The organism is Stutzerimonas sp. S1 (assembly GCF_025966695.1).
In the GTDB taxonomy this organism is placed as follows: Bacteria; Pseudomonadota; Gammaproteobacteria; order Pseudomonadales; family Pseudomonadaceae; genus Stutzerimonas.
The window spans coordinates 171,063-183,943 of sequence record NZ_JAOEIY010000003.1; the positions used below are offsets into that span (position 1 = coordinate 171,063).

Below are 12,881 nucleotides of genomic sequence, written 5' to 3' on the forward strand. Positions count from 1 at the left end.
CATGCTCGAACTGATTCTTGGCGGCGCCCGCTCGGGCAAGAGCCGCTTTGCCGAGCGTCTGGCTGCCGAAAGCGGCCTTCCGGTCACCTATATCGCCACCAGCCGGGCACTGGATCACGAGATGGCCGAGCGCATCGTCCATCACCGTGAGCGTCGCCCTGCGCACTGGGCGCTGGTCGAGGAGCCGCTGCAGCTGGCGCGGGTACTGCGCAAACAGGCGGCGGCGGGGCGCTGCCTGCTGGTCGACTGCCTGACGCTCTGGCTGACCAACCTGCTGATGCTGGACGACCATGCACGGTTGGCCGAGGAGCGCGATGCCTTCCTCGAATGCCTGGGCGAACTGCCGGGGCGAATCATCCTGGTCAGCAACGAAACCGGCCTCGGTGTGGTGCCGCTGGGTGAGCTGACCCGGCGCTATGTGGACGAGGCCGGCTGGTTGCACCAGGCCGTGGCCGAACGGGCACAGCGGGTGACCTTCATGGTCGCCGGGCTGCCCATGACCTTGAAGGGAGTGCAGTGATGCACGATTGGTGGAATGGACCCTGCCGGCCGCTGGACGAGCTGTCCCGCGAGCAGGCCCTGCAACGCCAGGCACAGCTGACCAAGCCGCAGGGCGCGCTCGGGCAGCTGGAGCATCTGGCGGTGCAACTGGCGGCGCTGCAGGGCTGTGCGCGGCCGCAGGTCGAGCGTGTACACGTCAGCGTGTTCGCCGGCGATCACGGCGTGGTGGCGGAGGGCGTCTCGGCCTACCCGCAGTCGGTGACGGGCGAGATGCTGCGCAATTTCGTGCGAGGTGGCGCGGCGCTGAGCGTGCTGGCGCGGCGGCTGGACGCGCCGCTGGAAGTGATTGATCTCGGTACCGTCGAGCCGCTGCAGCTGGACGGGGTCAGTCATCTGCGGCTCGGCCCGGGCACCGCCAATTTCGCGCGCGAAGCGGCGATGAGCGATGAGCAGTTGCGCCTGGCGCTGGCCGCTGGACGCGACAGTGCACGGCGGGCGGCAGGTCGCGCGGCCCAGTTGTTCATCGGTGGCGAGATGGGCATCGGCAACACCAGCAGCGCCAGTGCGCTCGCCGCGGCATTGCTGCCGCGCTCGCCGCTGATGCTGGTCGGCCCCGGTACCGGTCTGGACCATGGCGGCGTGCGCCACAAGCTGGAAGTGATCCAACAGGCGCTGCGCCTGCATGGCGGGCATTGCAGCGGGCCGCTGGAAACCTTGCGCCGCCTCGGTGGCTTCGAAGTGGCCGCGCTGACGGGGGCCTATCTCGCCTGTGCGCAACTGGGTATTGCGGTATTGGTAGACGGCTTCATCTGCAGCGCCGCCGCGCTTTGTGCGGTGCGCCTGAATCCGGCGTGCCGTCCGTGGCTGATCTTCGCCCATCGCTCCGCCGAGCCGGGACATCTGGCCGTGCTGCAGGCGCTCGACGCCGCACCGCTGCTCGACCTTGGCCTGCGTCTGGGCGAGGGCAGCGGTGCGGCGCTGGCGGTGCCGCTGCTGCAGCAGGCCTGCGCACTGCACAACGAGATGGCGACCTTCGCCGAGGCAGCCGTTTCGGACCGGCTGGCATGACGGCGCGCATCGACCTGCTGCGCCACGGTGAAACCGAACGCGGCGGCGGTTTTCGCGGCAGCCTCGACGATGCGCTGACCCCCCGCGGCTGGCAGCAGATGCGTGATGCGGTGGCAGGCGCCGGACCCTGGGACGTACTGGTCAGCTCGCCCTTGCAGCGCTGCGCGGCCTTCGCGCGGGATCTTGCCGAGCGAAGCAGGCTGCCGCTGTATCTGGACGCCGACCTGCGGGAGCTGCATTTCGGTGAGTGGGAAGGGCGCAGCGCCGCCGAGCTGATGCAGGTCGACGCCGACGCCCTGGGTCGTTTCTGGGCCGATCCCTACGGTTACACCCCGCCGGGCGGCGAGCCCTTGTTGCACTTCGAGCAACGGGTGCTGGCCGCGCTGCAGCGGCTGCAACGGCGCTTCGCGCGCCAGCGCCTGCTGGTGGTGGGGCATGCCGGTGTCATGCGGCTGTTGCTGGCGCGGCAGCGGGGATTGCCGCGCGAACGCTTGCTCGAGGTGGTAGTCGCCCACGGCGAACTGCTGCCGCTGCGCGTTTCACGGCCTGGTGCGGTTGGCGCCGCCGGCTGCACGTCCTGAATCCAATCGTGGAACGCTCATGTTGCCTTTCCTGATCGCCGCGCAGTTTCTCACCAGCCTGCCGATCCGGCTGCCCGCAATGCCGACGCCGGAACAGCAGGGCCGCTCACTGCTGCATTACCCGACGGTAGGTCTGTTGCTGGGGGCGTCGCTTTGTCTGGCCGCGCTGCTGCTGGATGGCGCGGCGCCCTTGCTGCAGGCCGCACTGTTGCTGACGCTGTGGGTAGGTTTAACCGGTGCGCTGCATCTCGATGGCCTGGCCGACAGCGCCGACGCCTGGCTGGGCGGCTTCGGTGACCGCGAGCGCACGCTGGCCATCATGAAGGACCCGCGCAGCGGCCCGGTTGCCGTGGTGGTGCTGGTGCTGGTGCTGCTGTTGAAGTTCGCTGCATTGCTGGCGCTGCTGCAGGCCCAGCAGTATTCGGCGTTGCTGCTGGCGCCGCTGCTGGGGCGCGCAGCGTTACTGGCGCTGTTTCTCGGTACCGACTATGTGCGCGCCAACGGGCTCGGCCAGGCACTGGCGGCGAATCTGCCGCGCTCGTGGGCGCGCGGAGTGCTGGCATTGGTCGCCGCAGGCTGCCTGCTGTACGGCATGACCGGGCTGAGCGCGCTGGTGCTGGCGGTGCTGACTTTCCTTGTCCTGCGTCGCGCCATGTTGCGTCGCCTCGGCGGCACCACCGGCGATACGGCCGGCGCGTTGCTCGAGCTGCTCGAATGCGCGGTGTTGGTAGGGCTGGCGCTGACGCTGTAGCGCTTCGCTGGCGCCGAGCTACTCCTCGAAGCGACCGGTGGCGTCACGATCGCGCTCGTAGTGTCGGGCGAGCGGGAACGGAGGCAACCAGGACTCGCGGCGGATGATCCAGCTTTCGTAGGTGGGCGTCAGCTGATCCGGGGCATCCAGGGCGCCCAGATTCACCTCAATCTCGTCACCCGTGCGGGCGAAGACCGAGGAACCGCAGCGGGGACAGAAGAATCGCCCGGCATAGTCGCGTGTTTCGCCGGTGATGGTTACCGCATCCTCCGGGAAAATCGCCGACGCATGAAAGAGCGCCCCATGATGCTTGCGGCAGTCGAGACAGTGACATAGACCGACCCGGTACGGGCGGCCCGACGCCACAATGCGCACGTTGCCGCACAGGCAACCGCCGGTGAATCGCTCCATGCTGCGTCTCCTCTAGGGTTGAGTTGATGCACCAGCCTTGGCTTGTCGCGTCGAGAACGCAAGTCTCGCGCGTGCGCGGTCTGCCGTGAGCCGGTCATGACGCTGGTGGTGAACATCGCAAGCTGAACGATCTCGCGGGCCCGCCGGCTGCCGCCGCGCCTGCGTGCGGATTGCCGCTCATGGCGCGATGACCGGCGCATGTTCCGCCATCAGTTCGGCGATCCAGTCGATGAACACGCGCAGTTTTGCGCTGACATGCCGGTTCGGAGGGAAAGCCACATACAGAGGCATCGGCTCTAGTTGCCAGTCCTCGAACAGGGGCATCAGCTCGCCGCGCGCCCGATGGGGCGTAGCCATGTAGTCCGGTAGCCAGAGGATCCCCAGACCGGCCAGACCAGCGGCGAGATAGGCGTTGCCGTCGTCGACCGCCAGCACGTAGCGCCCCAGCACTTTGATCGATTCGCCGTTGCAGTGCATGGCGTACGGGAAGGCCTTGCCGAAGCGTGCCCACAGGAAGCCCACGATGCGGTGATGCGAGTCTTTCAGGTCCCGCGGGTGTGCCGGCGCGCCGGCGCGCTCCAGGTAGCTTGGCGCGGCGTAGACGCCAAGCTGCAGGTCGCCGACGTGCCGGGCGATCAGCGACTGGTCGGTGATCTCACCGCCGCGCACGACGCAATCCACGTTTTCGCCGATCAGGTCGACGGTGCGGTCGCTTACGCCCATGTCGAGCTGGATGTCGGGGTACTTCGCGTGGAAGGCCGGCAATGCCGGAACCAGAATCATGCGTGCCAGCGGGCTGGGCACATCCACCCGCAAGCGGCCCCGGGGCAACGCCGCTGCGCTGGACAGGCTGGTCTCGGCGTCGTCCAGGTCGGCCAGCAGGCGCACCACGCGCTCGTAGTAGGCAGCGCCGTCGGCGGTGACGTTGACCTTGCGTGTGGTGCGGTTGAGCAGCCTGACGCGCAGCCGGGCCTCCAGCTGCTGCACCAGTTGCGTCACGCTGGTCTTGCTCATGTGCAAGGTTTGCGCCGCCTTGGTGAAGCTGCCGGTTTCCACTACACGAGCGAATGCCCGCATCGCGTCGAAACGATCCATTTCTGCTTCCGCTGTTGGGTGATTGTTTGGGTTTTACGAACAGTGTTGGTTGGAGCTGCGAGTTTATCCCCACGGCAGGCGCTCCTACAGTGCTTCCTCGTTCGATAACGGGTCGGCATCGGCCCAGCGATGGAGGTAACTCATGGTCAAGCGTGACGTCGTTTTTCCGCCTGGGCGCCAGGCGCTCTATGAACGCAATCGCTATTCGCCGGCGATCCGCGCCAACGGCTTGCTGTTCGTTTCCGGTCAGGTGGGCAGCCGCGAGGACGGCTCGCCCGAGCCCGAGCTGGAAGCGCAGGTCCGCCGCGCCTTCGACAACCTGCAAGCGATCCTGGCGGCGGCAGGCTGCACGTTCGACGACGTGATCGACGTGACGGTGTTCCTCGTCGACCCTGCGGCGACGTTCGAGCGAATCTGGAAGGTGGTGCCGGAGTATTGGGGCGAAGCGCCGCATCCGACGCTGACCGCTGTTGGCGTGACCTGGCTTTACGGCTTCCAGTTCGAGATCAAGGTGATTGCCAAACTGCCGGAGTCGGCCGAGGGTTGACCCGGCTCAGCCCAGCAGGGCCACCGTCTTGATCTGCGCCCATAGTGCCTGGCCCGGCGCGATGGCCAGTTGATCCGCCGAGCGGCGCGTGATGCGCGCCAGCAAGGGCGTGCCGCCGGCGTCCAGGCGGACCAGCACATGCGCCGGTGTATCGGCGGCGACGATGGCCTCGACGCGGGCAGGCAGCAGGTTGGTGATGCTGCTGCCGGAGGCGCGCTCCAGCGCCAGGCTGACATCGCGCGCATGCACGCGAAAGCGCAGCCGCTGGCCCGGTGCTTCGGAACGCAGCGAAACCAGCACCTCGCCGCCGGGAAAGGTCAATCGGGTCAGGTGGTAATCCTGGTCATGCTCGGCAATCTCCGCCTCGACCACCACGCCGGCGTCGTCGCTGAAGGCGGTGGGCAGGTCCAGACGCGCCAGCGTCTCGCGCAGTTCGCCCTGAGCGATGGCGCGGCCCTGTTCCAGCAGCACCACATGATCGGCCAGCCGCGCCACCTCGTCGGGTGAATGGCTGACATAGAGCACCGGAATATCCAGCTCGTCGTGCAGGCGTTCCAGGTAGGGCAGTATTTCGTTCTTGCGCTTGAGATCCAGCGCCGCCAGCGGTTCGTCCATCAGCAGCAGGCGCGGACTGGTGAGCAGTGCGCGGGCGACGCCGACACGCTGGCGCTCGCCGCCGGACAGCCGTTCGGGCATGCGTTCGAGCAGGTGCTCGATGCCCAGCAGTTGCACGATGTGGTTCCAGTCCACGCGGCGCTCGGCAGCCGCTACGCGGCGCATGCCGAACTGCAGATTGCGGCGCACCGACAGGTGGGCGAACAGGTTGGCCTCTTGGAATACATAGCCAATGGCGCGCCGGTGTGGTGGTACGAACAGGCCGCGGGCGCTGTCCTGCCAGCATTCGCCGTTGATCTGCAGTCGCCCCTGGCCGGTGCGCTCCAGGCCGGCGATGCAGCGCAGACAGGTGGTTTTCCCCGAGCCGGAGTGGCCGAACAGGGCGGTGACGCCGCGGCCGGGTAGCTGCAGATCGACGTCCAAAGTGAAGTCGGCATAGTCCAGGCGAAAGCGCGCGTGAATCCCGTTGTCGTTTTCCGTCCGGCTCATCCGCGCCATCCTTGTCGAATACGGCTGCCGTACAGCACCAGCAGCACGAGGAAGGAGAACAGCAGCATGCCGCCGGCCAGCCAGTGCGCCTGGGCGTACTCCATGGCCTCGACATGGTCGTAGATCTGCACCGACACCACGCGGGTCTTTTCCGGGATGTTGCCGCCGATCATCAGCACCATGCCGAATTCGCCGACCGTATGCGCGAAGCCGAGGATGCTGGCGGTGACGAAGCCCGGTCGCGCCAGCGGCAGCACGACGCTGAAGAAGCAGTCCAAGGGACTCGCGCGCAGGGTCGCGGCGGCTTCCAGCGGACGTTCGCCGATGGCCTCGAAGGCGTTCTGTAACGGCTGCACGACGAAAGGCATGGAGTAGAGCACCGAACCCACCACCAGGCCGGCGAAGCTGAACGGCAGCAGGCCCAGACCGAGGCTCTGGGTCAGCTGGCCGACCAGACCGTTTGGCCCCATCGCTACCAGCAGGTAGAAACCCAGCACCGTCGGCGGCAGCACCAGTGGCAGCGCCACCACCGCACCGATCGGTCCGCGCCACTTCGAGCGCGTGCGCGCCAGCCACCAGGCCAGTGGCGTGCCGAGCAGCAACAGCAGCACGGTGGTGACGCTGGCCAGCTTGATGGTCAGCCAGATTGCCGCGAGGTCGGCGCCGTCGAGCATCGTCAGTGCCTCATTCCACGGCGTAGCCGTAATCGCGGATCACCGCTTGGGCGGTTTCGCCCTTGAGGTAGTCGAGCAGCGCCTGCGCCGCCGGGTTGTCCTTGCCGTGCTCGAGCAGCTGAGCGTCCTGGCGGATCGGCGCATGCTGGTCAGCCGGTACGATCCAGGCCGAGCCCTGGGCGATGCGGCCCCCTTCGCTCACCTGCGAGAGGGCGACGAAGCCCAGCTCGGCGTTGCCGCTGGCAACGAACTGGTGAGTCTGCGCGATGTTCTCACCCTGCACGAAGCGCGGTTGCAGGCGCTCGCGCAGGCCCAGGCGTTCCAGCGTCTGCAGCGCAGCGGCGCCATAGGGTGCGGTCTTGGGGTTGGCCACGGCCAGGTGGCGGAAGTCGCCTTCGGCCAGGATGCGACCCTGGGGGTCGACGTAGTCCGCACGCGGTGACCACAGCACCAGGCTGCCGATCGCATAGGTGAAGCGGCTGCCAGCCACGCCCTGGCCCTCGCTTTCGAGGCGCTGCGGGGTCTGGTCGTCGGCGGCCAGCAGCACGTCGAACGGCGCGCCATTGTTGATCTGCGCGTAGAACTTGCCGGTGGCGCCGAAGGCCAGCACGGCGCGGTGGCCGGTGTCGCGGGCAAAGGCAGCGGCGATCTTCTGCATCGGCGCGGTGAAGTTGGCGGCAACCGCCACCTGCACGTCGTCGGCGACGGCGGTCAGCGGTAGGCAGAGCAGCAGGGCGCTGTAGAAGCGGCGGATGGGGTGCATGTCGACTCCTTTCAATCGATGGCGATGATGACGTGAGACGCCTTGATCAGCGCCGTGCAGGGCTGGCCGACCGCCAGGCCGAGTTCTTCGACGCTTTCTTTGGTGATCACCGCGCCGAGGGTGCGCTCGCCCGGCAGCAGCAGCTTGACCTCGCTGTTCACCGCGCCGGGCAGCAGCGCGCTGATGGTGCCGGTGAGGCGGTTGCGTGCGCTGACCTTCACCTGCGGGTCGGGCGAGAGCAGCACGAAGCTGGCCTTGATCAGCGCGATGGCGGTCTTGCCGACCTCAAGCTGCAGCTCGTCGATGCTGTCGTTGGTCAGGGAGGCGGTGATGGTCTGGCCGGCGCCGATGTCCAGGCTCAGGCTGCCATTGACGGCGCCCTTGCTGACAGCGGTGATGCGGCCACGGAACTGGTTGCGCGCGCTGGTCTTCATGGCGATGGCCCTCAGCAGCCGGTCGATGTCGTCGAAACCCTCGATGCCTTCGGCGATCTGGGCAAGGAAGCGCTCGTACTCGGCCTGCATGCGCCGCCAGACATGCAGCATCTCCCGGCCGAAGTCAGTCAGGCGTGTGCCGCCGCCCTGAGCGCCACCGGCCGAGCAGATCACCAGCGGTCGCTCGGACAGGTTGTTCATGGCGTCCACCGCATCCCAGGCCGCTTTGTAGCTCAGCTTGATCGCCTTGGCGGCGCGGCTGATGGAACCGGTGGCCTCGATCTGCTCCAGCAGGTCGATGCGCTTGCCGCCCAGATAGCCCTTCTCGCCGCGGTTGAACCACAGCTGGCCGTCCACCCGCAGGGGCAGCTGTGCATCGCTCATCGTTTGCTCCGTCGAACCGGCTGGTCGCCGGTTCGCTCCTGTGCCACCTGAAGAACGGCTCATGGGTGATCCGCGGCTACTGGGAAAGGTGGCATTCTGGAATGCGCTATATCGTTTTGTATATAGCGCTGCGGAGGTATACCCGTCAGCCGGCGCTAGCGTGGGGCAGCGTCGTCGGCCGCGTTACGCTCCGCCGCAACACGGCGTGTGCGGTTCGCCGCTCGTTTGTGCGTTCGTCTGGAGCTTCCAGGCCCAGGCGAACACCAGCAGGCCGCCGAGTGCAGTCGCTGCGCCGATGTAGCCTGTGGAGGTCCAGCCGAAACCGGCGCTGATCGCCAGCCCGCCGAGCCAGGGGCCGAGGGCGTTGGCGATGTTGAAGGCGGCGTGGTTGGAGGCTGCGGCAAGCGTCTGGGCATCCGTGGCGACGTCCATCAGATGGGTCTGCAGAGCCGGTGACAGCGAAACCATGGTGCCCACCGCGAATACCGCCGGAAAGATCGTCCACGTCGAATGCGCCGCTAGCGGGAATACCAGCAGCACCAGCGCGCTCCACAGCAACAGCCAGGCGACGGCCTGAAAGCGCAGGCGGTCGAACAGCCAGCCGCCGGCCATGTTGCCGATGATGCCGCCGAGGCCGAACGCGGCGAGGGCAAAGGGAATCCAGCCGGCATTGACGCGGGTGACTTCCAGCAGCGTCGGGGCCATGTAGCTGAACACGCAGAACATGCCGGCGAAACCGATCGAGCTGATCGCCAGGGCCAGCCAGACCTGCGGCCGATGGAATGCGCGGATCTCGTGCAGCGGACTGTTGCGCGGCTCGTCCTGATTGAGCGGCAGGAACAGTGCCACCAGTAGCACGGTGAGCAACGCGATCGCGCCGACGAGGGCGAAGGCGTAGCGCCAGCTCAGCCATTGGCCGAGCCAGGTAGCGATCGGATTGCCGATCAGGATCGCCACCGTCAGGCCCATCAGTACGCGGGCCACGGCCTGGGCGCGCTTGTCCGGTGCGACCATCGAGGCAGCCACCAGCATCGCCACACCGAAGTAGGCACCGTGCGGCAGGCCGGTGACGAAGCGGAAGGCCATCAGCGTGTGATAGTCCGGCGCCAGGGCGCTGGCGAAGTTGCCCAGGGCGAAGAAGCCCATCAGCAGCAACAGCAGATGGCGGCGGAACAGCCGCGAACCGAGGATCGCCAGCAGCGGCGCACCGACCACCACGCCGAGCGCGTAGGTGCTGATCACATGGCCGACCTGCGGCTCGCTGATGGCCAGGCCGCGGGCCACCTCGGGCATCAGACCCATGATGGCGAACTCGCCGGTGCCGATGGCGAAACCACCCATGGCCAGCGCCAGTTCGATCAGCAGGACGGCGCGCGCGGAAAGGGCTGGCGTCGTTGCGGTGGCTTGCGCCGTCATGGTCACCTCGAGGAATGGGAAGGGGCCGGCATTATTCACCGGCGGGCGTACCGGTAAAGCCCGGAATGCAGTGCTTGCCGCTGGCTCAGGCTGAATGGATTGCATGGGCGCGCAGGAGTTCGGCGCAATCGGGTGAAAACGCTGGATGGTCGCATTCCAGCGGTGCTGGCAGTGCATTTTCTGACCTATCGGACAGGCGGTATGGCTCGCTGCCATCATTTGCCGGCCATCCTTGATTCTGATCAGGGAGACCGGCTGGTCACCTCCGTATTTTGCGACCTGAAACTGGATGTTCTGCAGTTGCCGGTGGCTCACGACAGACAGGCGTAGCGCTTGATTCTGACGAGAGGTCGAGCGGCTTCGTGCAGATCCTGCGAATCGCCTAGGACCTCCCCATGAAAATGCTCTTCCTGCCCGCCGAGTCACTGATGAATCGGCTCAGTTATCCGATCAAGTTCGGCCTGCTCGGGCTGCTGGTGTTTCTCGCCTTCGCCAGCCTGATGCTGACGCTCGCCGGCCAGCTCAACCACACCATCGAGCGTTCGGAGAATGAGCTGGTCGCCTCCGCGCTGTCGCGGCCGATGGCCAAGCTGGTGGAGCTGACCCAGCAGCACCGTGGCATGTCGTCGATGCTGCTGGGCGGCAACGCTTCACTGGCCAGCCGTCGCAGTGAGCGCGAGGCGGATATCGAGGGCGCGCTGGCGCTGCTCAACCGCACCCTGGCCGAGGACAAGCGTGCGCTGCGTCAGTGGCAGGACATCGCCAGCGCCTGGGCGGAAATCCGGCGTGACGGCCTGAGCTGGACCCAGGCCCGCAACTTCCAGGCACATACCGCGCTGATCGCCGATCTGCTGAGCTTCCAGACTCAGCTGGCCGATGCCTACGGTCTGACCTTCGATCCCGAGGCGGAAACCTTCTATCTAATGTCTGCCGCGTTGAACCACATGCCCAGCCTGATCGAACGGCTTGGCCAGCTGCGTGGCAGCGGTGCGGCGGCGCTCGCCCAGGGCAACGTCGACGACCAGCGGCGCACCGCGCTGATCGTGCTCAGCGAAGAGATCAAGACGGCCGCGCGCAACATGCGCGAAAGCCTGGACAAGGTGATCGCGCTGCGTCCGGAAACGCGCAGCCAGCTGACCCAGGCGGTCGCCGCGATGGACGAGCGCAGCCAGAAGATCGATCAGGTCGTGCAGGGTGTGGTCTTCCACGGCGATTTCACCAGCACAACGTCCGTGCAGTTCTTCGACATGGCCACCGAGGCGATCGCCATCGGCTACAGCCAGATGCACGACGTGTTGCTGCCGACCCTCGACCAGCTGCTCAACCAGCGCATCGCCGACGCCCGGCAGGTGCTGTATCTCAACATCGCCGTGCTGGCGGTGGTGCTTGGCGTGATCGGCTATCTCTCGGTGGGCGCCTACCTGTCGGTGATGACCAGCATTCGCCGCCTGCGCGAGGGCAGCGAGAAGCTCGCCGCCGGTGACCTCACCACCCATATCCAGCTGGCCGCGCGCGACGAGCTGCGCTACGTCGCCGGCAGTTTCAACGACATGGCCGATGCCATGCGGCACCTGATCGGCAGCATCAAGGACAATTCCGACCACGTCGCCGATTCAGCGCGCAGCCTGGTGACTGCCTCCGGGCAGATCCATGTCGCCTCGCAGTGCCAGAGCGATGCGGCATCGAGCATGGCGGCGGCGGTTGAGCAGATGACCGTGGGCATCGAGAGCATCGCGCGCAATGCTGGTGAGGCCGATGCGCTGGCGCATCGCTCCGGCGAACTGTCGCGGCATGGCGGCGAGATCGTCGCGGCGGTGGTCGAGGAGATCAGCCAGATCGCGGTGTCGGTGGGGACTTCGGCGCGCACGGTGGCTGAGCTGGGCGAGCGCTCCGGGCAGATCTCGGCGATCGTCGGAGTGATCGGCGATATCGCCGCGCAAACCAACCTGTTGGCACTCAATGCGGCGATCGAGGCGGCGCGCGCCGGCGAGCAGGGGCGCGGCTTCGCGGTGGTCGCCGACGAGGTGCGCAAGCTGGCCGAGCGGACCGCCAATTCCACCAAGGAAATTGCGCAGATGGTCGAGGCCATCCAGCAGGGCACCGAAGGCGCGGTGCAGGGCATGGAACAGGGCGTGGTACGGGTCAACGAGGGCGTGGCACGCGCCCAGCGTGCCGGCGAGGCGATGGGTGGCATCCGCGAGGCGGCCAATCAGGTGTTGTCCACCGTGGCGGAAATCTCCAACGCGCTGCGCGAGCAGAGCGCCGCATCAGCCGAGATCGCCCAGCAGGTCACCACCATTGCGCGCATGGCTGAGGAGAACGGCGAGGCGGTCGGTAGCAACCATCACACCGCTAGTCGCCTGAGTGATCTGGCCGGCACGCTGCTGGATAACGTCAGTCGCTTCAAGGCCAGCTGACACAACGCTGTGCCGGTCGGCAGGACCGGCACAGCGCTTCAGCGGCGCACGATGGTCAGGCCGATCAGGCGCGACACCACCAGCGCGATGTACATGACCCCGGCGATTGCCTCGAGCAGCACCAAGCCGCGCGCCAGGGGCAGCATGGGCAGGATGTCGCCGATGCCGACGCCGGACAGTACCGTGATGCTCAGAAACAGCAGCTCCATCCAGCTGCGCGGCGCCTGCGGATCGATCGCTCCGGTAAAGCTGCCGGGATAGAGCAGTTGGCAGGCCATGAAGGTATAGGCAAATGCCCAGGCCAGCAGGGTGAAAGTGGCGCCCACGGCGAACAGTTCGTCGGTGGTGGCCCGCTGGTCTTCGGTCATGTAGCTGATCAGGCTGGCGGTCGCGTAGAAATAGAAACCTGCCTCCAGGGTGAAAAGCCAGAGGTCGAGTCTCGGCTCCTCGACGAACACACCGATGATGCTCAGTGCGACGATCACTGCGGCAAGGGTGAATGCCAGCCCGTGCAGCGTCGGGCCGCGTCGCACCATGCGCAGTGCCGCGACCAGCACGATGGCACCGAACGCACCGAACACGGCGCGCCGCTCCGGCAGGTCTTCCATGAACGGGTAGAGCACGAGGCCCAGCAGCTGGATGAGCAACAGTCCGGCGGACGGGTACTGCACGATGTAGCGGAGCGGGTGGTAACTCGTCATGACCGTCAGGCTCATCCAGATTTGCGGTTTGCCG

At 66.9% G+C, this 12,881-nt stretch carries 15 protein-coding genes; 7 read left to right on the forward strand and 8 right to left on the reverse strand.

Annotation, left to right across the window (positions count from 1 at the left end):
- Position 1 precedes the first annotated feature (1 nt).
- From cobU to N8H22_RS07530, 4 genes are read left to right on the forward strand one after another with little or no spacing between them, the layout of a single operon-like run.
- A complete protein-coding gene (gene cobU, locus N8H22_RS07515; RefSeq protein WP_264589998.1) occupies positions 2–520 on the forward strand; it encodes a bifunctional adenosylcobinamide kinase/adenosylcobinamide-phosphate guanylyltransferase in 519 nt (172 codons plus the stop codon).
- Complete coding sequence (cobT, locus tag N8H22_RS07520) at positions 520–1,569, forward strand: nicotinate-nucleotide--dimethylbenzimidazole phosphoribosyltransferase (RefSeq protein WP_264589999.1); 1,050 nt, start codon at positions 520–522, stop codon at positions 1,567–1,569. Before cobU ends, cobT begins: the two co-directional genes overlap by 1 nt.
- Positions 1,566–2,150, forward strand: a complete 585-nt coding sequence (cobC, locus tag N8H22_RS07525) for an alpha-ribazole phosphatase family protein (RefSeq protein ID WP_264590000.1) — start codon at positions 1,566–1,568, stop codon at positions 2,148–2,150. Before cobT ends, cobC begins: the two co-directional genes overlap by 4 nt.
- Before the next feature lie 19 nt (positions 2,151–2,169).
- Complete coding sequence (locus N8H22_RS07530; protein ID WP_264590001.1) at positions 2,170–2,901, forward strand: adenosylcobinamide-GDP ribazoletransferase; 732 nt, start codon at positions 2,170–2,172, stop codon at positions 2,899–2,901.
- Positions 2,902–2,919: 18 nt separating this feature from the next.
- Here N8H22_RS07530 and N8H22_RS07535 read toward each other — a convergent pair whose 3' ends face one another.
- Together N8H22_RS07535 and N8H22_RS07540 are read right to left on the reverse strand one after the other, a co-directional pair.
- A complete protein-coding gene (locus tag N8H22_RS07535; protein ID WP_264590002.1) occupies positions 2,920–3,312 on the reverse strand; it encodes a GFA family protein in 393 nt (130 codons plus the stop codon).
- 177 nt (positions 3,313–3,489) lie between these two features.
- On the reverse strand, positions 3,490–4,407 hold the full coding sequence (locus tag N8H22_RS07540; RefSeq protein ID WP_264590003.1) for a LysR family transcriptional regulator: 918 nt from the start codon (positions 4,405–4,407) through the stop codon (positions 3,490–3,492).
- 142 nt (positions 4,408–4,549) lie between these two features.
- Here N8H22_RS07540 and N8H22_RS07545 point away from each other — a divergent pair, with 142 nt between their 5' ends.
- Complete coding sequence (locus N8H22_RS07545; RefSeq protein WP_264590004.1) at positions 4,550–4,954, forward strand: RidA family protein; 405 nt, start codon at positions 4,550–4,552, stop codon at positions 4,952–4,954.
- Positions 4,955–4,960: 6 nt separating this feature from the next.
- On the opposite strand, the gene modC is transcribed toward N8H22_RS07545, so the two are convergent.
- The 5 genes from modC to N8H22_RS07570 form a co-directional block, all read right to left on the reverse strand.
- Positions 4,961–6,058: a molybdenum ABC transporter ATP-binding protein gene (modC, locus tag N8H22_RS07550; protein WP_264590005.1), complete on the reverse strand. Its 1,098-nt coding sequence runs from the start codon at positions 6,056–6,058 to the stop codon at positions 4,961–4,963.
- Positions 6,055–6,732, reverse strand: a complete 678-nt coding sequence (gene modB / locus N8H22_RS07555; protein ID WP_264590006.1) for a molybdate ABC transporter permease subunit — start codon at positions 6,730–6,732, stop codon at positions 6,055–6,057. The genes modC and modB overlap by 4 nt, the downstream gene beginning before the upstream one ends.
- 10 nt (positions 6,733–6,742) lie before the next feature.
- Positions 6,743–7,495 carry a molybdate ABC transporter substrate-binding protein gene (modA, locus tag N8H22_RS07560; RefSeq protein ID WP_264590007.1) on the reverse strand — a complete coding sequence of 251 codons (753 nt, stop codon included), beginning with the start codon at positions 7,493–7,495 and terminating at the stop codon, positions 6,743–6,745.
- 11 nt (positions 7,496–7,506) lie between these two features.
- A complete protein-coding gene (locus N8H22_RS07565) occupies positions 7,507–8,313 on the reverse strand; it encodes a TOBE domain-containing protein (protein ID WP_264590008.1) in 807 nt (268 codons plus the stop codon).
- A 183-nt stretch (positions 8,314–8,496) separates the two neighbouring features.
- Positions 8,497–9,729: an MFS transporter gene (locus N8H22_RS07570; protein ID WP_264590009.1), complete on the reverse strand. Its 1,233-nt coding sequence runs from the start codon at positions 9,727–9,729 to the stop codon at positions 8,497–8,499.
- Between the two features lie 132 nt (positions 9,730–9,861).
- On the opposite strand from N8H22_RS07570, the gene N8H22_RS07575 reads away from it, so the two are divergent.
- Together N8H22_RS07575 and N8H22_RS07580 are read left to right on the forward strand one after the other, a co-directional pair.
- Positions 9,862–10,059, forward strand: a complete 198-nt coding sequence (locus tag N8H22_RS07575) for a hypothetical protein (RefSeq protein WP_264590010.1) — start codon at positions 9,862–9,864, stop codon at positions 10,057–10,059.
- A gap of 65 nt (positions 10,060–10,124) precedes the next feature.
- Positions 10,125–12,146 carry a methyl-accepting chemotaxis protein gene (locus N8H22_RS07580; protein ID WP_264590011.1) on the forward strand — a complete coding sequence of 674 codons (2,022 nt, stop codon included), beginning with the start codon at positions 10,125–10,127 and terminating at the stop codon, positions 12,144–12,146.
- Positions 12,147–12,184: 38 nt separating this feature from the next.
- Here N8H22_RS07580 and N8H22_RS07585 read toward each other — a convergent pair whose 3' ends face one another.
- Positions 12,185–12,847, reverse strand: coding sequence for an ion channel (locus N8H22_RS07585; protein ID WP_264590012.1), 663 nt, complete (start codon positions 12,845–12,847; stop codon positions 12,185–12,187).
- Positions 12,848–12,881 lie beyond the last annotated feature (34 nt).